Raw genomic sequence first — 25482 nt, 5'->3', positions numbered from 1 at the left:
AGGGCTGCGTATACTACGCTACACCTTTTTATTCGTCAAGATCTTTTTTTAAAAAATTTGATCTTGTTCACCAACTTCATTATCGTCTGCTTTCGCTGACGCCGTGTCAGTGGATGCGCATTATAGAGCCTTAGAAAAATCATGCAAGCGATTATTGCAAATTTATTTCCGTTTGTGTTTTTTTTACACATGACGCTGTGAAAATAAACTAATTCTATACAAATTTTACAAACTTTCTTTAATTTACTATTGATTATATAATTGCTTTTTTTCTATTTCAGTCTAACTTTTTAAGTGGATTTTTTATGCCTTTCACTTTTGCACATCCAGCAATTGTTTTACCTTTTTACAAAAAGCCTAAATTTTTTTCCATGACAACCTTAATTATAGGTAGTATGTCACCTGACTTTGAATATTTTCTTAGAATGAAAATAAAAAGTGATATGAGCCATACTTTATTGGGTATCTTTTATTTTGATCTACCAATAACATTAATGGTTGCTTTTATCTTTCACTTTATTATTCGTAATGAATTGATCAAGAATTTGCCCCATTTTCTTTATAAACGGTTTGCTCATTATCTAAATTTTAATTGGCGTGAATATTGCTACCATCACTGGTTTATTGTCATAACTTCTGCATTAATTGGCGCACTATCTCATTTAGTTTGGGATAGTTTTACCCACTTAACGGGCTTTTTTGTACAACACCTATCTTTTTTACAACAGACAATTTCATTAAAAAATACTAATATTCCTATCTACCAATTACTCCAACATGGAAGTACTTTGATAGGATTTAGTTTAATATGTCTCTTTATTTTCAGATTACCGATCTTGGTTGATAAGACAAATAAAATTAGCTTTCTATATTGGGGGACAGTGTTTTTGATTTTTTTAAGTTGTTTTTCTCTTTTTTTCGCCAGTACTATTCATACCTTTGGTCAAAGTGTGGTGAACTTTATTAATGCACTATTTTTAGGGTTAATATTATCACCTCTTATCGTGAAAATTATACGGCATTAATTTTAAATGCCGTATAACAATAGTATTTTTAGAAAATTATGACTCTGCTTTTATTTTATTGGGTAAATCCGCCAAGCTGTCAATTACCCAATCAGCTTGCGCTAATGCTTCTTCAGTAATGGCATCACCGGTTTTCACCAAAACCGTTTTTTTAACTCCGGCCTTTTTCCCCGACAATAAATCAGACACTCGGTCACCGACCATATAAGAGTTGGCAATATCAATTTTTAACTCTTTCGCTGCTATTTGTATCATACCGGGATTTGGTTTTCGGCATTCACAGTCATCAACCAGAGGATCATGTGGGCAATAATAAACACCATCAATGTCAACACCTCGGTCTTGTAATGACCAATCCATCCATTCTGTTAAGGTATTGAATTGCTCGTCAGTAAATATGTTTCTCGCAATACCAGATTGGTTAGTTGTAATAACAAGTAAAAAACCCATTTCTTTGAGTTCTCGCATTGCATCAATTACACCATCAATAAAGTGGAATTTATCAATAGTGTGTACATAATTGTAATCTATATTAATTGTACCATCTCGATCTAAAAATATAGCAGGCTTCATGTTTAATCATCTTCCTTTTATAGAGGTGTCTATCTAGCTTTATATAGGATATTATCGATTGACATAGATGTCTAGACGTCTTAATATTTATCCATTCCTTTTTATTAGTATATATCATGATAAAACTTGAACACATCTCAAAAAATTTTGAGCACAATAAAACCACTATCCATGCTTTAAAGGACATTTCATTAAATGTTCCTCAAGGTAAAATTTATGGTGTTATTGGCAAGTCAGGCGCAGGTAAAAGCACATTAATACGTTGTGTCAATCTATTAGAAAAACCAACCAGTGGAAAAATATTTTTTGACAACCAAGATATCACCCATTTATCTAATCGAAAATTAATTGAAGTACGCCGAAAGATTAGCATGATTTTTCAGCATTTTAATTTGTTATCATCTAGAACTGTATTCGATAACATTGCTTTTCCACTTGAACTAAATAAAACACCTAAAAAGGTAATCAAGCAAAAAGTAAATGAGCTTATTGAACTTGTAGGTTTAAGTGAAAAGGCTGATGTCTATCCAGCTAATTTATCGGGTGGACAAAAACAACGCGTCGCTATTGCTAGAGCGTTAGCAAGTGATCCTAAAGTATTATTATGTGATGAAGCAACTAGTGCCCTTGACCCTGAAACAACACGTTCTATTTTAGCATTATTAAAAGATATCAACCAAAAACTAGGTTTAACCATTTTATTAATCACTCATGAAATGGATGTTGTTAAACAGATTTGCGACCAAGTAGCAGTTATTAGTAACGGAGAATTAGTTGAACAATCTTCAGTCGGTGAAATGTTTTCGCATGCTAAAACAGATATTGCAAGGCAATTCATTCAATCAACATTACACCTTACTATTCCAGATGATTATTTAGCTAGACTAACACCAGTACATAAAGAAGGACTTAATCCACTTGTTCGTTTGGAATTTTCTGGTGTATCGGTAGATTTACCTTTACTGTCTCAAATAGCTAAAGAATTCGAAGTTGATAGTAATATTATCAGCGCTCAGATGGATTATGCGGGTGGCGTTAAATTTGGTTTGATGTTAACTGAAATGAAAGGAAAACAGAAAAGTACTGCATCAGCAATTGCGTTTCTAGAAAAAAATAATACTAAAGTTGAGGTTTTAGGCTATGTTTGATTTTATTCCTTCATTTAAACCATTTGAATCGATTTTTCGCTATTTAGCTCAACATGGTTTCTGGGAAGATTTTGTTACATTTTGTTCTTCATTTAATGGTTTTAGTGAAGCAATGCTATTCAAAATGGCACAAGCAACCGATGATACTATTTATATGGTGTTGTTATCAGGTTTTTATGGAACGTTAATTGGATTACCATTAGGTATATTGTTGTATGTCACCCGAAAAGGTAACATACTTGAAAATGACATTGTAAATTTTACATTCTCTTTTCTCACAAATATATTTCGAGCAATTCCTTTTATTATATTAATTTTATGGATAAAACCTTTCACAGTAGAAGTAATGGACATTATAACCGGCCAAGCCACCTTTTTAGGTAGACAAGGTGTTATTGTTCCGCTTAGTGTAGGTGTTGCGCCTTTAATTGCAAAAATGATTGAAAATGCTTTACTGGATATTCCTAAAGGTTTAATTGAAGCTGCTCGTTCAATGGGAGCCACACCATTACAGATTATATATAAAGTTCTTATTCCCGAATCTCTACCTATTATTATTAATAGCATGACAATAACACTGATAACATTAACAGGCTATATTGCACTCAGTGGAGCTGTTGGAGCTGGAGGCTTAGGGCAATTGGCTATTCAATATGGCTATAATAGTTACAAACCCGCTATAATGAATACAGTTGTTATTTTATTAGTTATATTAGTATTCCTAATCCAAGCTATTGGCAATAGGATTGTAAGGTATGTTACTCATCATTAATTTTGGAGAAAATTATGTCAATTAAACAGCTAGCACTAGCCACTACTTTGGTAAGTGCATTTTTTTTAACAGGTTGTGATAATAAACAATCATCTGTAACTGATAACAAACCAGCAGAACCAGCAAAAGTAAGTACTATCAAAGTTGGTGTAATTTCAGGTCCTGAACAAGAAGTAGCAGAAGTAGCCAAACAACAAGCTAAAAGCCTTTATAATCTTGATGTTGAACTTGTGATTTTTAATGATTACGTTACTCCAAATCAAGCATTAAATGATGGATTAATTGATATTAACGCTTTTCAACATAAACCATATTTAGATGAACAAATCAAAGAAAGAGGTTATAAATTAACTGTTGTTGGTAACTCATTTGTTTACCCTATTGCAAGTTACTCACACAAATTAAAACCGATTGAGAATAACAGTGAAATTGGGGAAGGTGTAAAAGTAACCTCACCTCGAGGCGAAACGTTCTTTATTCCAGCTAAATCAACAATTGCCATTCCTAATGACCCTACAAATTTAGGTCGTGCATTACTTTTATTACAACATGAAGGTTTAATTACTGTTGATAAGACAAAAGGTTTATTGCCAACTGTACTTGATATCACAAGTAACCCATATGAATATAAAATTATCGAACTAGAAGCTCCGATGCTACCTCGTTCGCTAGATGATTCGCAAGTCGATCTTGCTATTATTAACAATGCATTTGCTGGACAAGCAAATTTAACACCAAGCAAAGATGGTATTTTTGTTGAAGATAAAGAGTCTCCATATGTTAACATTATCGTATCGCGTGAAGCGGATAAAGATAATGAAAATGTAAAAAACTTTGTTAAAGCTTACCAAACTGATGCAGTAGCGCAAAAAGCTGACCAAATTTTTAATGGTGGCGCAATTCGTGGTTGGTAAATTAGCAAGCTATAATTTATTATATTCCGTCGGCATTCGTCGACGGAAATCATTAAAATAATTAAATAAAGAATCAACAATGACATATCAATTTGAACCAATTGGTATCATCCAGTCACCTTATGTTGAAAAATTTGCAGTGCCTCGTCAACCCAATCTGGTCAAAGCTGCTCAAGGTGAACTACATTTACTTACACCATATAACAATCCTATCAGTGTCAAAGGATTAGAACAGTTTTCTCATCTATGGCTTTTATTTCATTTCCACCATATTGAGCCAACCAAGAGGAGATTAACGGTACGTCCACCTCGTTTAGGTGGAAACAAAAGTTTAGGCGTATTTGCAACAAGATCTCCATATAGACCTAATAATATTGGTCTTTCAGTTGTTGAATTAATAGATATTATTGTTGAAAAAAATCAGGTGATTTTAAAGTTAGGGGGATTAGATCTCGTAGATGGCACACCTATAATTGATATAAAACCCTACTTACCTTACTGTGATAGCCATCCTGATGCAAAAGCGGGTTACGCTCAAATGCTTCCAGAACAGAAACTTGAAGTTTCATTCTCAGCTAACGCTAAATTATTTATTGAATCCCAACAAGATTATCCACAACTAACCGAATTAATTGAACAAGTAATATCTCAAGATCCAAGACCAGCTTATAAACAAAAAAACAACCATGAGCAAACTTATGCAATCTCACTATATCATTTTAATATTAAATGGAAGGTGATAGGCTGCTTAGCCGTTATTGAAAATATACATATTATTGAACGGTAATGTTAATTTATTTAAACGATAAATTTACAAAACAATGAGATATGTAATTAAATATTTTTTTTGTAAAAATTCTTTACAAAAGAGTTACATAATACCGATAATATAGGTTGGTAAGAGAGCTTAATTCTGCTAAATTAAATGAGGGTTTAATTCCCTATATTTCACTTTGCCACTAAAGTTTTAATAATTTTAGTGGCACCTTTTATTTGCATCAATGATAATTGTTATTTTTCTTATTTCTCAATTCAGCAATATCTATCGCATCAAACAGATAATGTTTTCCACAATAATCACAATGAATGTCAATTTTGCCATCGTCTTCATTAAGAATCTCATCAATTTCCTTGGCTGGTAATGTCATTAAACTATCTTCACAACGTTGTCGTGAACAACCACATTTAAATACAATTTGTTGAGTTTCAAATAAGCGAACTTCTTCTTGATTATAAAGACGATATAAAATTTCATCAGTAGGAAGTTGAAACAACTCTTGGCTAGTGATGGTTTCAGTTAATGTGCTTAGAAGCTCAAATGACTCTTGAGTATTTTCATTTGCAGGTAACACTTGCAATAAAATCCCTGCAGCCATCGGTGTGTTATTATGCACTCCAGTTTTAACGAATAAACGAGTTGGCAGTTGTTCAGACTGCATAAAATAATTTTCAATACAGCCAGTTAGCGTTTCTTTTTCTAATCCAACGATGCCTTGATAACGTTCGCCTTTTTTAGGCGTGATGGTAATTACAATGTAACCGTTGCCAACCATCTCCCTAAGAGTAGCATTATCGGCAATTTCACCATTTACTCGCGCAACACCACGTAATTCTTGTAGGTTATTACCATTTACCACTGCTAATGTTAATGGCCCATCCCCCTGTAATTGCACAGCAATATCACCATCGAATTTCAATGTAGCGGTTAATAAACTGGTGGCTACTAATAATTCACCTAATAAATTCTGTACTGAAATAGGATAATTATGGTTTTCTAAAATAGATTGGTATGTTTTTTCAAGTCGCGTGATTTCTCCTCGAACAGGATGATTATCAAATAAAAACCGATTTAAAGTATCCATATTAATTGCCTTGTTGTCTTTCATATTTAAATTTAATTAATGTACGCCGCTCTTTTTTATCAGGTCGCCGGTCCGGATGCGGCATGGCTAATGCATTAAGTTTTCTTGCCTGAGCAATATTTTCACGTTTTTCAATGCTCTCTGGGGTTTCTTGGTAAAGATATTCCGCTTCTCTTGCGGTTCTACGCTGGTCATTAATGGCTAAAACTCGAATTGTCTTTTGCTCATTACCTTGCCTAAGCACTATCATCGCCCCAACTTCAACTATTTTGCTTGGCTTTGCTCGTTGGCCATTATAATGAACTTTTCCACCTTCAATCATTTCACGAGCAATGGAACGCGTTTTATAAAACCTCGCGGCCCATAACCATTTATCTAATCTGACGAGATGCATTGTTTCCTCGTTTAAGACTTAATACATTTATAACTAATATAAGTATCGTTTTATTAAAATCAATGTTGTGAATGAATTGAATAATCATTGCCACCTGTCGAAAAAATTCCAGATAAACTAAATGGAGCTATCTTACCACGCAAATCAGCTCGATAATTTAACGACTCTGGAGGATTCTGTATTAACTTCCATCGATTAAGCAGCTCACTTGTGGTACCTTTGCTAATGAGGTGGAATGATTCAAATTCAGAATGCAAAGGATTAATTATTGCAGTTGAGTCAATTATTCCGCCATTAACTAATGCATTAAAACTTAATAATGTGCGATGCTGAGGATCAATATCTACCGACACACTAGGATATTTAATACTTACTTTATTAACTGAAGCATTATTAGCTTTAAGAAATAGTGAGCCCGAATATAACCCAAATTTGTTGTCTTCAACTAAGCTCACATTTTTCCCCGAAACATCAAAGTTTGCAATGTTAAAAGGATAATCAGATTTAATACTTGTTAACATACTTTGCAATATGATTAACTGATCAACGTCAACACGATTAAATATATCTGGTAATAACGGTTGTTTTGCTTCATCAGATAATTCATAACTGATGCCTGTCAACAATAACTTATTCAAATGTAATGAATTATTTTTCCAACTACCATCTAAATGAACATCACCGTTATGCCATCGAGCAACTGCTTTTTTGATATCTATTTCATTATCTTTAAAAGACAATTGAAGCAATAAAGAAGAATATATTTGATCAAACCAAACCACATTATCTGCATTAAAAATAAAGGAAGTTTCATTCAGATTCCACTGATTATCATAACTAATATTGGTTATTTCAAAATTTCCCTTAGCAATAATTAAATTAGGTAATTGAATATTACTGTCTAAAATTAAAAGTTCTTCTAACCTAAACTTTGGAAATTTAGGCAAATACTTATTTAATTCAGTATAATCATCTGGTTGAAAACGGATATTATTTAATCTTAATTGTGCTATATCTAAGCTACCATCGGCTAATACTTTTAATTTACTAACAAAAAAACCATTATCCATATTACCGCCTAAATTGGTGATTGCTGTAACCCCATCACGATAATATCCTTGTAACAATATTTTGTTTATCGGTATCTGATTAAATGATGCTTTTTGTGAAGTGAAATCAAATTGATATGGCTCTTTACTACTTAAATCAAAGGGTTTAATACGGCCATCAACGCCTTTTAAAGAAAGAGAATCTTGCTCATCATTAAACGAAAAATTTATTGTAGAATTATAAAACTTTAATACATTAGCCGAAAAATTAGTAATATCAACACCATTAAATTCACCATCAATCACATTAATATAATTAAAATGATGAAGTTGCAATAAATTTTTCTTATCAAAACCAATAGTTAACTTTCCAATTTTAGTCACTTCTTGCTTATCATTTATTACCAATAAATTATCAATACTTAACTCATAAAAATTAGCTAATGAGTGATTTATCTTACCAATTGATATAGTGTATGGTCCAAGCTTTGATAATTGTTGACTCAGTACTTTTGCTCCATAATTGGTTTGCAAGGCAAAATAACTAACTACAATTAACAACCAGATAATCGAAAAGAGCAAAATTAAACAAGATCGTAACCGTCTCATAAATAAGCAGTATAGTAATAAAAATGGATTAAAATTTATATAACAATACCTGATTTTGGGTAAAATAGCACTTGATTTTAATATAAATGATTTGTTGTTAAACTAGTTTTAACGTTAATATATAGCCAATTATGACTTTAGAATAACAAATTCACGGAATTAATCTTCATCCTTTGATTAAGGTGAAAAATTCTTTTTTATTGACCATATAAACAGGAAAAAATCGAGATGAAACAGATCCCAATGACAGTAAGGGGAGCCGAATTATTACGAGCAGAACTTGAAGAACTTAAAAATATTAAAAGACCTCAAATTACTGCTGCTATTGCAGAAGCCAGAGCGCACGGAGATTTAAAAGAAAACGCGGAATATCATGCAGCAAGAGAACAACAAGGTTTTTGTGAAGGTCGTATTCAAGAAATCGAAGGCAAATTATCTCAAGCACAAATTATTGATATTACCAAGGTAAAAAATACTGGACGCATAATTTTTGGTGCCACAGTGACTGTAATTAATATCGATACCGATGAAGAAACAACTTATCGAATTGTTGGCGATGATGAAGCAGATTATAAACAAAATTTAATTTCGGTTAACTCACCTATCGCTCGAGGTCTTATTGGTAAAGAAGATGGTGATACCGTCCAAATCAAAACACCAGGCGGTAATGTTGAATTTGATATTGTTAAAGTTGAGTATATCTAATAAAACTCAACTGTAATAAAAAAACAGGGCTATTGCCCTGTTTTTTTATTTGGGTAAAGTAATTTTCTTATCTTCGCTAGGTCTAAATACCGTAAAAATAGATCCGACTTGTTGAACGGGTAATGCATTTGTTTCGCGGATAATAGCTTCACAAATTAATTTTTTCGTTTCACGATCTTCGGCAGCGATTTTAATTTTAATTAACTCATGGAAATTTAGTGCATTTTCGATTTCGGCAAGAACGCCTTCGGTAAATCCATTAGCACCAATCATCACTATCGGTTTTAAATGATGAGCTTCACTTTTTAAGTACTGTTTTTGTTTATTCGATAAATTCATTAATTTTTTATCACATTAAGTTGCAATTTTGTTATTCTACCCTTATATATATTTGTAATCAATTGAAGTAACCTCTATACACTAAGGATTTATTCGCTGTGAGTAACAAAAAACGCTCAGCAAGTTCTACTCGTTGGCTAAATGAACATTTTAAAGATCGCTTTGTACAACAAGCACAAAAAAAAGGCCTACGTTCTAGAGCATGGTTTAAATTAGAAGAAATACAAAAAAGTGACAAACTATTCAAACCGGGAATTACTGTCGTGGATTTAGGGGCAGCACCGGGCGGATGGTCGCAATATGTTGCATCACTCATCGGTAATAAGGGACGAATTATTGCTTGTGATTTATTACCGATGGATCCAATAGTTGGCGTTGATTTCTTGCAAGGTGACTTTAGGGATGAAGCCGTATTAAATACCTTACTTGAGCGCGTTGGTAAAGAGAAAGTACAAGTTGTTATGTCAGATATGGCTCCGAATATGAGTGGACAGCCTGCAGTTGATATACCAAGAGCTATGTATTTAGTTGAACTTGCATTAGATATGTGTAAAGACGTTCTTGCACCTAATGGGAGTTTTATTGTAAAAGTATTCCAGGGCGAAGGCTTTGAAGAATATCTAAAAACAGTTAGATCACTGTTTAAAACAGTCAAAATTCGAAAGCCTGAAGCTTCGCGCGCACGGTCTCGAGAAGTATATATTGTAGCAATGGGGATGAAGTAGCCAGCCGTACAATTTTGTAGTACCATACTTGGTTAATTTTAGTCGTAACTGTTAATTTTATGAGAGGTTTTTCTTTTGAACGACATGGTAAAGAATTTACTGATCTGGGGCGTTATCGCGGTAGTATTGTTTGCTGTATTCAACCAATTCAGCGCGTTATCCAATAGCGGTCCTCAAGTCGATTATACCAAATTTAATTCGGATGTAACGAGCGGCAAACTCAAAGAAGTACATATTAATGGTCGCGAAATTGTTGCTACAACTAAAAGTAGTAGTAATTATGTTACTTATATCCCTTACCTTGATGAAAAACTAGTCGATAACTTGGTGCTTAATGATATTGCTGTTTACGGCAGTCCAGATGAAAAACCAAGCTTATTGGTTAGTATCTTGATTTCTTGGTTTCCAATTATCTTATTACTTGGTTTTTGGTTCTTTGTTATGCGCCAAATGCAAGGCGGGGGTAAAGGTGGCCCAATGTCGGTAGGCAAAAGTAAAGCCAAAATGTTAACACCTGACCAAGTTAAGACTAAATTTACAGATGTAGCAGGCAGTGAAGAAGCTAAACAAGAAGTAACAGAAGTCGTCGATTTTTTACGTGATCCTGGCAAATACCAAAAATTAGGCGGTCGTATTCCTAAGGGGATTTTAATGGTAGGACCTCCGGGTACGGGTAAAACATTATTAGCTAGAGCCATTGCGGGTGAAGCAAACGTGCCTTTCTTTAGTATTTCAGGTTCAGATTTTGTTGAAATGTTTGTCGGTGTTGGCGCATCACGTGTACGTGACCTCTTTGAACAAGCCCGTAAACATTCACCATGTATTATCTTTATTGATGAAATTGATGCTGTTGGTCGAAAACGTGGTGCCGGCTCAATGGGCGGACATGATGAACGAGAACAAACTCTAAACCAAATGTTAGTTGAAATGGATGGCTTTGAAGCTAACAGTGGTATTATCATTATTGCAGCAACAAACCGTGCGGACATTCTCGATCCTGCATTACTTCGTCCGGGTCGTTTTGACCGTCAAGTTCAAATTGATTTACCGGACTTAAAAAGCCGTGAACAAATTCTGGCAGTACATGTACGTAAAGTGCCTTTAGGTTCTGATGTTAATCTAGCAGTATTAGCTCGCGGAACACCAAATTATTCCGGTGCTCAATTAGCTAATTTAGTTAACGAAGCTGCGCTATTTGCCGCGCGTCGTAATAAACGTTTAGTCACGATGGATGAGTTTGAAGAAGCCAAAGATAAAATCGATATGGGTACTCAACGTCGTTCGTTATCCATGACAAAAGAGCAATTAACCAATACAGCTTATCATGAAGCGGGACATGCAATTGTAGGTTATTTAATGCCAGATCATGATCCGCTTCATAAAGTAACTATTATTCCTCGAGGAGGGGCATTAGGTGTAGCCTTCTTCTTACCAGAGGGCGATCAAATTAGTCAAAGTCGTACTCAGTTAGAGTCTAAAATATCTACAGCTTATGCAGGAAGAATTGCCGAAGGCCTAATTTATGGTGAAGATAAAATTACCTCAGGTGCATCTAGTGATATACGATACGCTTCTAACATAGCCAGAGCAATGGTTACACAGTGGGGTTTCTCAGATCGTTTACCACCTGCATTGTTTGAATATGAAGAATCTTCTTATGGAATCATGAAAAAAATATCTGATGGTACAGCAAAAATTATTGATGAAGAAGTTGATGCAATCCTTCAACGAAATTATCAACGAGCTAAAACAACACTAACTGAAAATATTGATATTCTTCATGCAATGAAAGATGCTTTACTGAAATATGAAACAATTGATAAACAACAGATTGATGAACTGATGAATCGCCAGCCAGTCACACCACCAGAAGGTTGGACAGCCAGTGATGAAATAGCAGCTCAAGAAGTTCCGAATGAAGGTACACCACCTGAATCTGATGATTAATCTGTTTTAATTTTTATAACGCGCTACGGCGCGTTTTTTATCGGATAATTTAAATAAATCTAAAATAAAAGTGATTTTCAAAACAGGTAATAAACTTGAATGTTTTTGCTATTGTTTAGCTTATAACAAAGCTTAGCGATAACAAAAAACAGATGACTCAAATAAGGCATAATCATGGAAATTCGTTTCAACAATCAAATTATGGATCTCTCTTTTCCACAGGTAATGGGTATCGTAAACATGACGCCAGATTCTTTTTCTGATGGCGGTAATTATAACAATCTTGATGATGCCATGCGTCGAGTTGATAATATGATACAAGCAGGCGCAACATTTATTGATATAGGGGGCGAATCAACTCGTCCTGGTGCAGCCTTTGTCTCAGTTGAAGAAGAATTAGATAGAGTTGTGCCTTTAGTTGAAAAAGTGGCTCGCTATTTTGATGTTTGGATTTCGGTTGATACCTCTAAGCCTCAAGTTATGACTGAATCAGCAAAAGCAGGAGCACATTTAATTAATGATATCCGAGCATTAACAGAATCTGGAGCAGTCGAAGCCGCAGCTCAAACAGGATTACCGGTTTGCATTATGCATATGCAAGGCGATCCCCAAACTATGCAAAATGCTCCGCATTATCAACAAGACATCTATCAAGAAGTTGATCAATTTTTTGCTCATCATATCAATCGTTGCATAAACGCAGGAATTGAACGAGAAAAAGTTATTCTTGATCCGGGTTTTGGGTTTGGTAAAACATTGGCACACAATTATCGATTACTAGCAACACTTGAAAAATTTCATCACTTTCATTTACCGCTATTAGTTGGCATGTCTCGCAAATCCATGATTGGACAAGTATTAAATGTTTCGCCTAAAGAACGTATGTTAGGTAGCGTTTCTTGTGCAGTAATTGCAGCCATGAAAGGTGCGCAGATTATTCGAGTTCATGACGTAAAAGAAACCTTTGATGCACTGCGAATTGTGCAAGCCACTTTAGCTGAACAGGAATAAACGGGGTTTAACTTTAACAAAATAAGCCATTATTTTATTAAAAAGGGAATTTTTAGACAAATACTATAAAAATCCCTTTTTGTTTTATGCTTGAGAATTTTCAATTTTTGGCATCACTGTTTCAAATAATTTTTAAACAATAAAAATACTTAGAAACATCATAAAGCCAACATAATTATTATTTTGAAAAGCTTTAAAGCATCGAGTTCTATCACGATCATTGATTAACCATTGTTGATAAATAAACAGTAACGACACAACCAATAATCCACAATAATAAATAAAAGATAAATGATTATTGAGACCAATAATTATCAAGCAAATCAATGTTATTATCTGTAGAATGCCTATCCACAATTTATCATAGTAACCAAACAAAACAGCCGTCGATTTAATGCCAATTTTGATATCATCATTTCGATCAACCATGGCATATTCGGTATCATAAGCAACTGTCCAACAAATATTTGCCAAACACAATAACCAACAGGTTAACGGAAACTGTTCAATTGTGGCCGCATAGACCATTGGAATGCTCCAACTAAATGCAATTCCCAACACTATTTGTGGAAAATAAGTATAACGTTTCATAAACGGATAAATCATCGCAGTTAACAATGCAAAGCCAGCAATCAACCACGACAAAGCGTTTAAAAATAATAATAGACAAGCGGCCATTAATAATAATATCAATAATGTCCATTTAGCATTCTTTGCTGTTAATTCACCCTGCACTAACGGACGGCTTTGAGTTCGCTCTACATGCGCATCAAAATGGCGATCAGCATAATCATTCACAACACAACCGGCGGATCGCATAACAATGACACCTAGCGTAAATATCAAAACCAGTTTTTCAGTTGGATAGGGATCAGCAAGCCATATTGCTGACAAAGTCGGCCAAAGTAGCAGTAAAATGCCGATTGGTTTATCTAACCGCATCAGTTTTATATAAGCTAACATATATCTATCCTCAATTATAATGGGCGGATTATACCTGATCTTGTTAAAGCTGCAATGCGGATAAATACCGTTTTTATTTGATGCTGCTACATGTGTAATCAATCAAGTCAATTTACCTAATATCGTGTCATATCCATTAATCTAACTAAATTGATTAATTGTGGTAATAAAGCGTTACAACAAAAGTAAATACTGCTCTGCCATCACGGCTAATGCCCGATAAAATTGGCTAACTTGATTATGTTTTAATTGATCTAGATAAGCTGATGACCAAGTCATTAAGTGTTCATCAATCAGTTGATTCGCCGCTTGCGTTTTTTGTTTTTCCAGCAATATCGCATAAGCCATTAACATTAAACCAAACTGATCTTCCGGCTCATTCATACCGGTATTAAGCGTTAAACCATGCTGCTGTAAAAATTGACGATAGCGCTCTTGCGATTCCCCCATTAATAGTTTTTCTTGATCCAAATAGACAGATCCCCAAGGCGGGGCCGGCATTTTGCCTTGCCCTTCAAACAATAACGAGAATTGATAATCCAGATCGGCATGGCTGATTTGCGTTGCCAATATCTGGCATTGCTGGCTAATGAGCTCTGGATTTTGCCAATCCGCCAGTTGGTCAATATGCAATAGAGCCTCAAGCAACGGTTCAACGGTTTGACTATTAGGCGGATAATAAAAAAAAGCACCCAGTACTTTTGCTAGGGTAGCACAAGTGAGATTATCGAATCTTTTCTCTTTATTCATTGACATTACTTGTTGTCGGTCAGTTATATTGTTAATTATAGCGGTATCATCCATAAATTATAAAAGGCAATACGGCCACAAACTTCAGCAATAAACACACAAGCAAAAGCAGTAAGATAAATTATTGCATTATGTTTGGCGCGGTAAATGTTAAAAGCAACCAATAGTAGCGCCACTATGATTAAAATGCACTCAGCAATCATCCAACTTGCTTGCGCACAAGCCAGCTCCGGGCTTATGGTCGTCATTAAATTATAATAAGGAATTTTTAATAATATAATCAATACACTACCAATGAGAAAAGCTGCGTTGCCTAAACGATATAACCCAAGCATTGCGCTAGCAATTCCACCCAACGCCAGCATCGCTGTATACATTTGAATTGCGGTATAGTTGGTATCCCATGTTTTCACTGTTGGTAGCATGTAAGTTAAAACAATCGTCCATACAAAAACTAAGCTCAGTAGGATTAAGATGATGGCTATCAGTTGGTTGATATAGGGAAGGCAATTAATCTTTAAACAAAGCGGTTTAATCAATTTCAGTTTTTGGCTATCCGGATTGAGAGAAAAGTAGTGGATTAATACTGAGGCGAATGTAACGCCAAATACCACACCAAAAGTGAAAATCTCATTACTCATCGGCGAACGTCCAATCCCATAGATCACATTTAACGCCCGCAAAGGATGCCCTAAATGGAATGAGGCAAGCAGCATACCAATAGCCATAAAAACCAGCGCTAACAGATTAATTTTTTGACGAATAATGGGATTAGCTTGTGAACAATTCATTAAGCAAGATAAGCTGCTTAACAGCACCATTCCGGCAGATAATTGCCCAAATACCGTAAAAAAAACCAATGGTAATTCATGCATATTATACCTCCTCCGGATTGAGCACTTTTCCTTGTGTATCGCCTGAGCTTCTAGCCAAAGCATGTGGTTTGATAACAATATTCGGTTTAGTCAACTCTGCATTAGGCAAAGGGGCAATATTACGTTCATCACCATGACGCTCACGTAATTTCCCTATCTCGTCAAAATCTAAAGCACGTTGCGGACAAGATTCGACGCACACAGGCTTTAAGCCTTCGGCTACACGCTCATAACAACCATCGCATTTTGACATAACCCGCTTTTGATGATCAAACTGTGGCGCACCATATGGACAGCGCATTTCGCAATAGCGGCAACCAATACACACATCTTGATTAACAACCACTAAGCCGTCTTGTTGGCGTTTATGCATCGCACCAGTTGGACAACCTTGCACGCAAGTTGGTTGCTCACAATGATTACATGAGATTGACAAATAATAAGTAAAAGTATCATTTTGCCAAATCCCATCCACTTGTTGCCACGATCCACCACCATACTCATAAACTCGGCGAAAATGCACGCCCAGCGCATTATCTTTTTCGTCTTTACAGCTCAACTGACAGGTTTTACACCCGGTACATTTGGAAGAATCAATAAAGAATCCATATTGCATTTTAATCATCTCCCTTTTTAATTATGATGCCGCTGGCATAGTTGATAATGGTTTGATTTCAACCAAATTAGTATGCTGCGAATTTGACTTCGCTAACACTGACGGGCGCAATGAGGTTAAACGATTAATACAACCACCAATATCCACACCAGCAGCATTAGTTTTTGCCCATAGCCCTTGAGGTATAGCGATCACGCCCGGTAATATACGAGGCGTTACTTTAGCCGGAATATAAAGCCGACCACGATCATTAAATACTTCAACTAATTGCCCATGCTTAATTTGTCTTTGTTCAGCATCAATTGGGTTAATCCAAACGCTACTGGCAACAGCTTCTCGTAGTTGGGGAAGATTACTATAAGAGGAGTGACAATGCCCTTTAATATGAAATCCAATCATTTGCAGCGGATATTTATCGCGTTTTTGTTGATCTTCGCTCCCTTCAATAGCAGGCAAATAAGCAGGAATTGGGTAGAGTTTATCGTCCGGCTCAATCTCCCATTCACCCGCTATTTTTGCCAGCGCTTCTGAATAAATTTCAATTTTGCCAGACGGGGTATTTAATGGCTGATTAATCGGATCATCCCGGAATGCTTTTAAGGCAATTTGCGCATCGCTATCCGCTAACTTACGATCGACAATACCCTTACCGTCAGTGTCAGCAAAAGGCGGTAAATCAGGATTTTGCTTGCGCATTCTTTCATAGCTATACGCTATCCACTCATCTTGCGTTCGCCCTTCAGTAAATTTATCTTTAACGCCCATTTTTTCTGATAACTCAGTTAACACATCATAAGACGATCGATTTTCCCAAAGTGGCTTAATAGCCCGTTGCATACGAATAACATAATGGTAAGCACCGGATGCATAAGAATTATTAATTAAATCGTTACTTTCCACAGATGACACATCCGGTAATAACAGATCGGCATACCGTGCTGATGCGGTCATGTGAGTATCCCACACTAAGATAAATTCGCATTTAGATTCATCTTGTAAAATTTGGTGCGTTCGATTGAGATCGGCATGCTGATTACCAATTACATTACTGGCGTAACTCCAGATAAACTTGATACCGACATCCAATTTATCTTTACCTAGTATATAAGCATTCTTTGCGGTCATGCTTTGCGGTGATTCGATTGCTTTAGTCCATAAAAAAAATGGAATACTGGTTTTAATCGGATTTAATAAATTCAGCCCCGGAACCGGATAAGTCACGCTTCCGCCCCAAGTACCAATATTGGTGCCCGGTTTACCAAATTGACCAGTGATAATAGGCAATATCATAATTGCTCTTGTAGTATGCTCACCATTTTGCCAACGTTGTGCTCCCCAGCCTTGCGAAATCCATGCTGCTTTAGCGTTAACAATATCCAAGGCAAGTTTACGAATTTGTTTAGCGGGGATACCGGTTTTTTTTGCTGCCCACTCCGGCGTTTTCGGTGTTCTATCATCACCTAAACCTAAAATATAAGATTTATAATCACTAAAAGGGGGTGCGCTATCCGGCAATGAGTCAGCATTCCAACCCACACAATATTGATTAAGCATTGCCTCATCAATTTTATCTTCTTCCAGTAAAGCATAGCCAATTGCAGCAACTAACGCCGCATCGGTACCGGGAATAATCGGGATCCACTCGGCATTATAGCCAACCACACTTTCGCTACGCCTAGGATCGATAATAATCACTCTGGCTTTACTTTGCGCTAAAGCATGAAACAGTTCCGTTACTTGCCCACCGCCTGACATTCGCGTTTCAGCAACATTATGTCCAAACATAACAACCAAATCTGAATGTTTAATTTGATCAATGAGCGACTCTTTAGCATTGCCATAAATATAAGGCTTAATAGCAGTTATCTGTCCACTTGAGTAATCGCCATGATAATTTAGATAACCACCGATAGTACTTAAAAACCGTCTACAAGCACTGCGTCCGGCGATATTTGCGCCGGTGGTACCTGTTCCATATTGACAATAAATAGCTTCATTGCCATAACGATTAATGGTGTATTTAAGTTTATCTGCCAATAAAGTTATTGCTTCATCCCAGCTAATACGTTTAAATTTACCTTCACCACGCTTACCTATTCGCACCATAGGGTATTTTAAACGCTCCGGATCGTAAGTTCGCCAGCGTACTGCTCGCCCCCGCAAACATGGGCGAATTTGATGTTGACCGAAGATAGGATCATTAATACCGTCTTCGGATGAGATTTTAGTAATAATATCGTTTTTAACATGGACTTTTAGTGGGCAGCGACTACCGCAATTCACTAAACAGGCGCTGTAGAAAATCTTTTCATCATTAGTGGGATTAGGTATCAATGCTTTATCGTGATTTGTTTCAGATGTTGCATAAGCAAAAGGTAATTGCAAATTATTTGCTAGTGCTGCCACACCACCAATTGCTAGTGATTTTTGCAAAAAATCACGCCGAGTTATTTTGTTTTCTGACTTGCTCATCCTATTCCCTTATTTTTTATTTGGGATGTATTTATCATAATACTATAGATAAGATTATAAAACAGAAAAAAGGCTAAAATGGAAATTAACTTAAAATAAATTAATAAAATAAGAATTATTATCAATTAAAAATTTAATTTGATTTTCATTATCAATTTAATTTCATGCATCTTAAAGAAAGATTGGTATAATATGCCCATTTATTCGAATAAATAGAAAACTTATGTCACAATCCACTTATAATGCTGTTGATATTGAAGTCCTAAAAGGACTCGATCCTGTCCGCCATCGACCAGGCATGTATACTGATACTGCTCGCCCAAATCATTTGGGACAAGAGGTTATTGATAATAGTGTAGATGAAGCTATTGCAGGACATGCCCGCCAAGTTAAAGTTACACTCTATGAAGATAATTCACTTGAGGTTATTGATGACGGGCGAGGTATGCCGGTTGATATTCATCCTGAAGAAGGTGTACCAGCTATTGAACTTTTACTTTGCCGTTTACATGCTGGAGGTAAGTTTTCCAACAAAAATTATCAATTTTCAGGCGGTTTGCATGGTGTTGGTATCTCCGTTGTTAATGCATTATCAAAGCGTGTAGAAGTTACTGTAAATCGTGATGGGCAAGTTTATCAAATCGCTTTTGAAAATGGTGATAAAGTTGAGGATTTACATGTAATAGGTACATGTGGTCGTCGAAATACCGGTACAAAAGTACGTTTTTGGCCTGATGAAAAGTATTTTGATTCACCACGATTTTCTGTACCCCGCTTAACTCATTTACTTAAAGCAAAAGCGGTACTCTGCCCAGGGTTAGAAATCATTTTCAAAGATAAAATTAACAATACTGAACAACGCTGGTGTTATCAGGACGGTCTAAAAGATTATTTAATGGAATCTGTTAGTGGTTACACACTATTACCTGAAGAGCCATTTACTGGTAGTCATACCGGCGAAACAGAAGCAGTCGAATGGGCCTTACTCTGGTTACCAGAAGGTGGGGAACTTTTAACTGAAAGTTACGTTAACTTGATTCCAACTGTACAAGGTGGTACTCATGTTAATGGTTTACGTCAAGGTTTACTTGATGCTATGCGCGAATTTTGCGAGTTCCGTAATTTACTTCCTCGAGGCCTAAAGCTGACCGCCGATGATATTTGGGAACGCTGCGCATATGTGTTATCCGTAAAAATGCAGGAACCTCAATTTGCTGGTCAAACCAAAGAACGCCTTTCATCAAGACAAAGCGCTGCATTCGTTTCGGCAATTGTTAAAGATGCATTCAGTCTTTGGTTAAATCAAAATGTGCAAATTGCAGAATTATTGGCTGAAATGGTCATTTCAAGTGCGCAAAAACGCCTACGAGCATCTAAAAAAGTTATTCGTAAAAAGCTCACAAGTGGTCCTGCTTTACCTGGTAAATTGGCCGATTGTTCTTCACAGGATTTAAGTCGTACTGAACTATTTTTGGTAGAAGGTGATTCTGCAGGTGGTTCAGCCAAACAGGCACGAGATAGAGAATATCAAGCCATAATGCCATTAAAAGGTAAAATTTTAAATACTTGGGAAGTATCATCAGACGAGGTATTAGGCTCACAAGAAATCCACGATATCTCGGTTGCCATAGGTATTGACCCTGATAGTGATGATTTAAGTCAATTGCGCTACGGTAAAATCTGTATTTTAGCTGATGCAGACTCAGATGGATTACATATTGCCACTTTGCTTTGTGCGTTATTTGTTCGTCATTTTCGGGCGATGGTTGAACATGGGCATATCTTTGTTGCTATGCCTCCGCTTTATCGTATTGATTTGGGTAAAGAAGTGCATTATGCCCTTGATGAAGAAGAAAAAGAAGGGATTTTAGATCAGCTTAAACGAAAAAAGGGTAAACCGAATGTACAACGTTTTAAAGGTTTAGGCGAAATGAATCCATTACAACTCCGTGAAACAACGATGGATCCTAATACTCGTAGATTAGTTCAGTTATCACTAGATAATGCAGAGGAAACCATGGCATTAATGGATATGCTGCTGGCTAAGAAACGAGCAGAAGATCGCCGAGAATGGTTACAAGAAAAAGGTGACCAAGTTGAACTTGATGTCTAATATACAGAATAATTTAGAGGAACAATAATGAGTGAGATAACTCATGACGGAGTAGAAGTTCAGTCGCTACGTACTTTTACAGAGAGCGCATATTTAAACTACTCAATGTATGTCATTATGGATCGTGCACTACCGTTTATTGGTGACGGTTTAAAACCTGTGCAACGCCGTATTGTTTATGCCATGTCAGAATTAGGGCTTAATGCTCAGGCTAAATTTAAAAAATCAGCTCGTACTGTAGGTGACGTGTTAGGTAAATACCATCCTCATGGTGATAGTGCCTGTTATGAAGCAATGGTGTTAATGGCACAACCATTCTCTTACCGTTACCCATTAGTAGATGGTCAAGGAAACTGGGGAGCTCCAGATGATCCTAAATCATTTGCAGCTATGCGTTATACCGAATCTCGTCTATCAAAATATGCAGAATTATTATTAGGCGAATTAGGGCAAGGCACTGTTGATTATACGCCAAACTTCGATGGTACCTTACAAGAACCTAAAATGTTGCCAGCTAGATTACCCAATATTTTATTGAATGGTACAACCGGCATTGCTGTTGGTATGGCAACTGATATTCCACCACATAATATTCGTGAAGTAGCAAATGCTGCTATTATGTTAGCAGATAACCCAAAAGCAACACTTAGTGAAGTGATGGCTCACATACAAGGCCCTGACTTTCCAACAGAAGCCGAGATTATTACTGCGCCAGAAGATATTGCTAAAATTTATCAAACTGGACGAGGATCAATCCGCATGCGTGCAGTTTGGAAAAAAGAAGAGGGTGATATTGTTATTACTGATCTTCCTCATCAAGTTTCAGGTGCTAAAATCTTAGAGCAAATTGCTTCGCAAATGCGGGCGAAAAAATTACCATTAATTGAAGATTTGCGCGATGAGTCAGACCATGAAAATCCAACCCGTTTAGTAATTGTCCCAAGATCTAATAGAGTGGATTTAGAGCAAGTTATGAATCATCTATTTGCTACCACGGATCTTGAAAAAAGCTATCGCGTCAATATGAATATGATTGGACTTGATAATCGTCCATCAGTTAAAGGATTAGTTGAAATATTAACTGAATGGTTAGAATATCGACGTTTGACGGTAACACGTCGATTAAATTATCGTTTAGATAAAATCCTAAAAAGATTACATATTTTAGATGGCTTATTAATTGCGTTTCTAAATATTGATGAAGTTATTGAAATAATTCGTCATGAAGATGAACCAAAAGAAGAATTAATTAAGCGATTTGCCTTAAGTGAAATACAAGCAGAAGCTATTTTAGAGTTAAAACTTCGTCATTTAGCTAAATTGGAAGAGATGCGTATTAAAGGCGAACAAGCTGATCTTGCTAAAGAACGGGATCAACTACAAGCTCTACTTGCTTCACCAAGAAAACTCAGTAATTTAATCAAAAAAGAATTACAAGAAGACGCTGAAAAGTATGGCGATGAACGCCGTTCGCCAATAGTTGAGCGAAGTGAAGCTAAAGCGATCACTGAACAAGAATTAACACCTTCTGAACCCGTCACAATTGTATTATCTGAAATGGGATGGGTAAGAGCGGCTAAAGGTCATGACATTGACCCCGTCGGATTAAGTTATAAAGCAGGCGATAGCTTTAAAGCTGCTGCAAAAGGTAAAAGTAACCAGGCAGTTGTCTTTATCGATTCAACTGGGCGAAGTTATGCTATTGAGCCAAATACTTTACCATCAGCTCGAGGACAAGGCGAGCCAATTACCGGTAAATTAGCATTACCAGCAGGTGCAACTATTGAACATGTTTTAATGTCAAACGATGAAGAACAAAAATTCTTACTTGCTTCTAGTGCCGGATACGGTTTTATTTGTCAATTTAGCGATTTAATTGCGCGTAATCGTAACGGTAAAGCAGTAATTAATTTATCTAATAATTCAAATGTACTTGCACCGATTGAGATAGTATCAGAGGAAAGCTTGCTTTTATCAATTAGTCAAGCGGGTAGAATGCTTATCTTCCCGGTGAAAGATTTACCAGAGTTATCTAAAGGTAAAGGAAATAAAATTATCTCATTATCTGCCAGCGATGATAACCTAGCTTATATGATGCTGATAACGCCTGAAACCTCACTGACGTTGTATGTTGGTAAACGCAAACTTACGCTTTCTTCTACTGATTTACAAAAATTTAGAGCAGGGCGTGCTCGTAAAGGAACATCACTACCGCGTGGATTACAAAAAATCGATCGAATTGAGGTAAACGAATAATATGTCTTTTATCTGGTCCATTATTTTCGGGTTAATACTGAGCTCAGTTTTCAAATCCGGATGGGGATTTATACTTGGTCTATTAATAGGTCCAATGTTGTATCAAGCATTTGGCAATAGATTAAATGAAAAAAGGACACAATCAAACCCAACTTTGTACTTAATTGTTGCTTTTGAAGTATTGGGGCATCTGAGTAAAGCTAAAGGTGTTGTTACCCAAGATGATATTAATCTTGCTCGGCAATTTATGGATCGGCTACAACTTGATACAGCCGGTCGCCAATTAGCCCAAGAGTCATTTAATCGTGGTAAAGCAAGTGATTACCCACTTCGATCGCGTTTACGAGAACTCTACTTTCAATATCGTTTTAGAAGAAATGTTTTAAATATATTTTGTGAACAATTAATTCAAGCGGCTTTAGTTGATGGTAATTTAGATGAAAAAGAGTCACAAATTTTGTTTATTGTTGCTGAAGAATTCCATATTCCTCGCCAACAAATGGTTATATATATTCAGATGATGATGGGAAGCTTTCATTTCCGTCAAGAATATTATAATAATCAACAAAATAGTCAATATCAACAAAGCAATAATTATGGCAATTATCAAAACAGTTCTCACCAATCAGATTTGCAAAATGCTTATAGAATTTTAGGGATAGATTCATCTGCTGATATTCCTGAAATCAAAAAAGCTTATCGCAGGTTAATGAATGAACATCATCCAGATAAATTAGCATCAAAAGGCTTACCAAAAGAGATGTTAGAGGCAACCAAAAAGCGAGCACAAGAAATTCAAGCTGCTTACGATCTTATAAAAGCATCTCGTGGATTCAAATAGAGATTATTACTATGATGCATTGGCGCTCAATTATAAGAATTATCGGTTTATTAATATCATTATTGTCGATATTTATGTTAATACCGGCACTAGTCGCATTAATATACCGTGATGGTGCTGGCGCAATTTTTGTCCGTTCTTTCTTCGCTGCATTAATTTTAGGAGTATTGTTGTGGTTCCCTAATCGAAATCAGCGTCATGAGTTGAGTACTCGGGAAGGTTTTTTCATTGTTGTATTATTCTGGGTAGTTTTAGGTACTATTGGTGCATTTCCATTTCTTTTTGATAATCATATCAATCTTAATTTAACCACTGCTTTTTTTGAGTCTTTTTCTGGGTTAACAACAACAGGCGCTACAACTATTGTTAATTTAGATCATTTACCTAAGGCCCTTTTATTTTATCGTCAATTGCTACAATGGCTTGGGGGAATGGGAATTATCGTACTTGCAGTTGCTATTTTACCATTATTAGGTGTTGGTGGAATGCAGCTCTATCGAGCTGAAATCCCAGGTCCTCAAAAAGATAGTAAAATGCGTCCCCGCATTGCTGAAACAGCAAAAACATTGTGGTCTATTTATATTTTGCTTACCACGTTATGCGCAATAAGTTTGTGGTTTGCTGGAATGAATATCTTCGATGCTATTTCGCATAGTTTTTCGACGATATCGATGGGAGGATTCTCAACTCATGACAGCAATTTAGCTTATTTTAATAGTCCTGCAATTAACTATATTGTTACTATTTTCCTAATTTTATCTGGTTGTAATTTTGCACTCCATTTTGCCGCATTAAATGGTATTTCACTTAAAGTTTATTGGCGCGATCAAGAGTTCAGAACGTTTATCTTTATCCTTCTTATTTTAATTGTTATTTGTGCCTTTGTTATCTATTTTTATCAACCACAACGAAATCTTGGTATTGATAAAATTGTGTTACAAGTCGTGTCGGTTTCTGCAACTGTCGGTTTTACCGTCGATGATATTAATACTTGGCCATCCTCATTACCAATCTTTTTATTATGTGCTTCATTTATTGGGGGCTGTGCTGGTTCTACTGGAGGAGGGTTAAAAGTTGTTCGCGTTCTACTATTATTTATGCAAGGTTCACGTGAATTAAAACGTCTTATACACCCGAACGCAATATATACCTTAAAATTGAATAATCGAGTTGTACCGGAACGAATTATTGAGGCAGTATGGGGGTTCTTTTCTGCCTATGCATTAGTTTTTTTAATTAGTCTATTTATCATTATGGCGTCTGGAATTGATGCAACTGACTCATTTTATATTGTTGCCTCATCATTGAACAATTTGGGGGTTGGTCTTGGCAGTGTGAGTGATAATTTTGCGCATGTAAGTGATATGGTTAAATGGGTAATGGTTGTGGACATGTTATTTGGACGACTTGAAATATTTACCTTATTGGTTTTATTTACACCAACCTTCTGGCGAAGCTAATTTTCACTTAACAATTTAGTGTTAAACCTGGATTTTTTAGAAAAATGGCTAAAAATATAAATA

22 protein-coding genes and 1 pseudogene are annotated in these 25482 nt (G+C 35.9%); 13 read left to right on the top strand and 10 right to left on the bottom strand.

What is annotated here, in order from left to right; genetic code table 11:
• Positions 1–305: 305 nt before the first annotated feature.
• On the top strand, positions 306–1025 hold the full coding sequence (locus tag J3T98_RS10005; RefSeq protein WP_065562819.1) for a DUF4184 family protein: 720 nt from the start codon (positions 306–308) through the stop codon (positions 1023–1025).
• Between the two features lie 36 nt (positions 1026–1061).
• On the opposite strand, the gene gmhB is transcribed toward J3T98_RS10005, so the two are convergent.
• Positions 1062–1598 carry a D-glycero-beta-D-manno-heptose 1,7-bisphosphate 7-phosphatase gene (gene gmhB, locus J3T98_RS10000; RefSeq protein WP_267362745.1) on the bottom strand — a complete coding sequence of 179 codons (537 nt, stop codon included), beginning with the start codon at positions 1596–1598 and terminating at the stop codon, positions 1062–1064.
• A 116-nt stretch (positions 1599–1714) separates the two neighbouring features.
• On the opposite strand from gmhB, the gene metN reads away from it, so the two are divergent.
• From metN to tsaA, 4 genes are all read left to right on the top strand, one after another.
• Entirely contained in the window at positions 1715–2746 is a 1032-nt protein-coding gene (gene metN, locus J3T98_RS09995) for a methionine ABC transporter ATP-binding protein MetN (protein WP_065562817.1), read from the top strand.
• Positions 2747–2858: 112 nt separating this feature from the next.
• Positions 2859–3518 (top strand): methionine ABC transporter permease, encoded by a 660-nt coding sequence (locus J3T98_RS09990; RefSeq protein WP_065562822.1) that lies wholly within the window; start codon positions 2859–2861, stop codon positions 3516–3518.
• A gap of 14 nt (positions 3519–3532) precedes the next feature.
• On the top strand, positions 3533–4432 hold the full coding sequence (locus J3T98_RS09985) for a MetQ/NlpA family lipoprotein (protein ID WP_267357984.1): 900 nt from the start codon (positions 3533–3535) through the stop codon (positions 4430–4432).
• 79 nt (positions 4433–4511) lie between these two features.
• A complete protein-coding gene (gene tsaA / locus J3T98_RS09980) occupies positions 4512–5219 on the top strand; it encodes a tRNA (N6-threonylcarbamoyladenosine(37)-N6)-methyltransferase TrmO (protein ID WP_065562815.1) in 708 nt (235 codons plus the stop codon).
• A gap of 211 nt (positions 5220–5430) precedes the next feature.
• On the opposite strand, the gene hslO is transcribed toward tsaA, so the two are convergent.
• The 3 genes from hslO to J3T98_RS09965 are packed head-to-tail and all read right to left on the bottom strand — an operon-like array spanning position 5431 to position 8346.
• A complete protein-coding gene (gene hslO, locus J3T98_RS09975) occupies positions 5431–6318 on the bottom strand; it encodes an Hsp33 family molecular chaperone HslO (protein ID WP_416380644.1) in 888 nt (295 codons plus the stop codon).
• The gene (gene hslR / locus J3T98_RS09970; RefSeq protein ID WP_065733720.1) at positions 6296–6688 is read right to left on the bottom strand and encodes a ribosome-associated heat shock protein Hsp15; all 393 of its coding nucleotides are present in this window, start codon (positions 6686–6688) and stop codon (positions 6296–6298) included. Before hslR ends, hslO begins: the two co-directional genes overlap by 23 nt.
• 59 nt (positions 6689–6747) lie before the next feature.
• Positions 6748–8346: a hypothetical protein gene (locus tag J3T98_RS09965; protein ID WP_267362743.1), complete on the bottom strand. Its 1599-nt coding sequence runs from the start codon at positions 8344–8346 to the stop codon at positions 6748–6750.
• Between the two features lie 228 nt (positions 8347–8574).
• On the opposite strand from J3T98_RS09965, the gene greA reads away from it, so the two are divergent.
• On the top strand, positions 8575–9051 hold the full coding sequence (gene greA, locus J3T98_RS09960) for a transcription elongation factor GreA (protein WP_065562811.1): 477 nt from the start codon (positions 8575–8577) through the stop codon (positions 9049–9051).
• Between the two features lie 45 nt (positions 9052–9096).
• On the opposite strand, the gene yhbY is transcribed toward greA, so the two are convergent.
• Complete coding sequence (gene yhbY / locus J3T98_RS09955) at positions 9097–9390, bottom strand: ribosome assembly RNA-binding protein YhbY (protein ID WP_065562810.1); 294 nt, start codon at positions 9388–9390, stop codon at positions 9097–9099.
• A 98-nt stretch (positions 9391–9488) separates the two neighbouring features.
• Between yhbY and rlmE the strand changes: the two genes are divergently transcribed.
• The 3 genes and pseudogenes from rlmE to folP all read left to right on the top strand — a co-directional run bounded on the left by rlmE (position 9489) and on the right by folP (position 13073).
• Positions 9489–10115: a 23S rRNA (uridine(2552)-2'-O)-methyltransferase RlmE gene (gene rlmE / locus J3T98_RS09950; protein WP_267332442.1), complete on the top strand. Its 627-nt coding sequence runs from the start codon at positions 9489–9491 to the stop codon at positions 10113–10115.
• A 75-nt stretch (positions 10116–10190) separates the two neighbouring features.
• A pseudogene (gene ftsH, locus J3T98_RS09945) lies at positions 10191–12044 on the top strand (ATP-dependent zinc metalloprotease FtsH); the annotation flags it as partial.
• Between the two features lie 192 nt (positions 12045–12236).
• Positions 12237–13073 carry a dihydropteroate synthase gene (gene folP / locus J3T98_RS09940; protein ID WP_267362742.1) on the top strand — a complete coding sequence of 279 codons (837 nt, stop codon included), beginning with the start codon at positions 12237–12239 and terminating at the stop codon, positions 13071–13073.
• Between the two features lie 132 nt (positions 13074–13205).
• Here the strand turns inward: folP and ubiA are convergent, their stop codons facing one another.
• From ubiA to J3T98_RS09915, 5 genes are all read right to left on the bottom strand, one after another.
• Complete coding sequence (gene ubiA / locus J3T98_RS09935) at positions 13206–14036, bottom strand: 4-hydroxybenzoate octaprenyltransferase (RefSeq protein ID WP_065733716.1); 831 nt, start codon at positions 14034–14036, stop codon at positions 13206–13208.
• A gap of 174 nt (positions 14037–14210) precedes the next feature.
• Positions 14211–14840 (bottom strand): TorD/DmsD family molecular chaperone, encoded by a 630-nt coding sequence (locus tag J3T98_RS09930; protein ID WP_267337248.1) that lies wholly within the window; start codon positions 14838–14840, stop codon positions 14211–14213.
• Positions 14822–15661: a dimethyl sulfoxide reductase anchor subunit family protein gene (locus tag J3T98_RS09925; protein ID WP_267362741.1), complete on the bottom strand. Its 840-nt coding sequence runs from the start codon at positions 15659–15661 to the stop codon at positions 14822–14824. Before J3T98_RS09925 ends, J3T98_RS09930 begins: the two co-directional genes overlap by 19 nt.
• Before the next feature lies 1 nt (position 15662).
• Positions 15663–16277 (bottom strand): DMSO/selenate family reductase complex B subunit, encoded by a 615-nt coding sequence (locus J3T98_RS09920; protein WP_267343381.1) that lies wholly within the window; start codon positions 16275–16277, stop codon positions 15663–15665.
• Between the two features lie 21 nt (positions 16278–16298).
• Complete coding sequence (locus tag J3T98_RS09915) at positions 16299–18749, bottom strand: DMSO/selenate family reductase complex A subunit (protein WP_267331110.1); 2451 nt, start codon at positions 18747–18749, stop codon at positions 16299–16301.
• 223 nt (positions 18750–18972) lie between these two features.
• On the opposite strand from J3T98_RS09915, the gene parE reads away from it, so the two are divergent.
• The 4 genes from parE to J3T98_RS09895 are packed head-to-tail and all read left to right on the top strand — an operon-like array spanning position 18973 to position 25419.
• The gene (parE, locus tag J3T98_RS09910; protein WP_065733711.1) at positions 18973–20862 is read left to right on the top strand and encodes a DNA topoisomerase IV subunit B; all 1890 of its coding nucleotides are present in this window, start codon (positions 18973–18975) and stop codon (positions 20860–20862) included.
• Between the two features lie 27 nt (positions 20863–20889).
• Positions 20890–23118: a DNA topoisomerase IV subunit A gene (gene parC / locus J3T98_RS09905; protein WP_267362740.1), complete on the top strand. Its 2229-nt coding sequence runs from the start codon at positions 20890–20892 to the stop codon at positions 23116–23118.
• A 1-nt stretch (position 23119) separates the two neighbouring features.
• Positions 23120–23959 carry a co-chaperone DjlA gene (gene djlA, locus J3T98_RS09900; RefSeq protein ID WP_267362739.1) on the top strand — a complete coding sequence of 280 codons (840 nt, stop codon included), beginning with the start codon at positions 23120–23122 and terminating at the stop codon, positions 23957–23959.
• A gap of 14 nt (positions 23960–23973) precedes the next feature.
• Positions 23974–25419 (top strand): TrkH family potassium uptake protein, encoded by a 1446-nt coding sequence (locus J3T98_RS09895; protein ID WP_065733732.1) that lies wholly within the window; start codon positions 23974–23976, stop codon positions 25417–25419.
• Positions 25420–25482 lie beyond the last annotated feature (63 nt).

Origin of the sequence: Gilliamella sp. B2772 (genome assembly GCF_026536985.1) — a bacterium.
GTDB lineage: Bacteria > Pseudomonadota > Gammaproteobacteria > Enterobacterales > Orbaceae > Gilliamella > Gilliamella apicola_E.
Note: the sequence above shows the minus strand (reverse complement) of the source record. Positions and strands in the feature narration are given on the sequence as shown.

Excerpts from the sequence above, each read along its gene's own strand:
- J3T98_RS10005 (WP_065562819.1), top strand. The coding sequence starts at position 306 with ATGCCTTTCACTTTTGCACATCCAGCAATTGTTTTACCTTTTTACAAA.
- gmhB (WP_267362745.1), bottom strand. The coding sequence starts at position 1,598 with ATGAAGCCTGCTATATTTTTAGATCGAGATGGTACAATTAATATAGAT.
- metN (WP_065562817.1), top strand. The coding sequence starts at position 1,715 with ATGATAAAACTTGAACACATCTCAAAAAATTTTGAGCACAATAAAACC.
- J3T98_RS09990 (WP_065562822.1), top strand. The coding sequence starts at position 2,859 with ATGCTATTCAAAATGGCACAAGCAACCGATGATACTATTTATATGGTG.
- J3T98_RS09985 (WP_267357984.1), top strand. The coding sequence starts at position 3,533 with ATGTCAATTAAACAGCTAGCACTAGCCACTACTTTGGTAAGTGCATTT.
- tsaA (WP_065562815.1), top strand. The coding sequence starts at position 4,512 with ATGACATATCAATTTGAACCAATTGGTATCATCCAGTCACCTTATGTT.
- hslO (WP_416380644.1), bottom strand. The coding sequence starts at position 6,318 with ATGAAAGACAACAAGGCAATTAATATGGATACTTTAAATCGGTTTTTA.
- hslR (WP_065733720.1), bottom strand. The coding sequence starts at position 6,688 with ATGCATCTCGTCAGATTAGATAAATGGTTATGGGCCGCGAGGTTTTAT.
- J3T98_RS09965 (WP_267362743.1), bottom strand. The coding sequence starts at position 8,346 with ATGAGACGGTTACGATCTTGTTTAATTTTGCTCTTTTCGATTATCTGG.
- greA (WP_065562811.1), top strand. The coding sequence starts at position 8,575 with ATGAAACAGATCCCAATGACAGTAAGGGGAGCCGAATTATTACGAGCA.
- yhbY (WP_065562810.1), bottom strand. The coding sequence starts at position 9,390 with ATGAATTTATCGAATAAACAAAAACAGTACTTAAAAAGTGAAGCTCAT.
- folP (WP_267362742.1), top strand. The coding sequence starts at position 12,237 with ATGGAAATTCGTTTCAACAATCAAATTATGGATCTCTCTTTTCCACAG.
- ubiA (WP_065733716.1), bottom strand. The coding sequence starts at position 14,036 with ATGTTAGCTTATATAAAACTGATGCGGTTAGATAAACCAATCGGCATT.
- J3T98_RS09930 (WP_267337248.1), bottom strand. The coding sequence starts at position 14,840 with ATGGATGATACCGCTATAATTAACAATATAACTGACCGACAACAAGTA.
- J3T98_RS09925 (WP_267362741.1), bottom strand. The coding sequence starts at position 15,661 with ATGCATGAATTACCATTGGTTTTTTTTACGGTATTTGGGCAATTATCT.
- J3T98_RS09920 (WP_267343381.1), bottom strand. The coding sequence starts at position 16,277 with ATGCAATATGGATTCTTTATTGATTCTTCCAAATGTACCGGGTGTAAA.
- J3T98_RS09915 (WP_267331110.1), bottom strand. The coding sequence starts at position 18,749 with ATGAGCAAGTCAGAAAACAAAATAACTCGGCGTGATTTTTTGCAAAAA.
- parE (WP_065733711.1), top strand. The coding sequence starts at position 18,973 with ATGTCACAATCCACTTATAATGCTGTTGATATTGAAGTCCTAAAAGGA.
- parC (WP_267362740.1), top strand. The coding sequence starts at position 20,890 with ATGAGTGAGATAACTCATGACGGAGTAGAAGTTCAGTCGCTACGTACT.
- djlA (WP_267362739.1), top strand. The coding sequence starts at position 23,120 with ATGTCTTTTATCTGGTCCATTATTTTCGGGTTAATACTGAGCTCAGTT.
- J3T98_RS09895 (WP_065733732.1), top strand. The coding sequence starts at position 23,974 with ATGCATTGGCGCTCAATTATAAGAATTATCGGTTTATTAATATCATTA.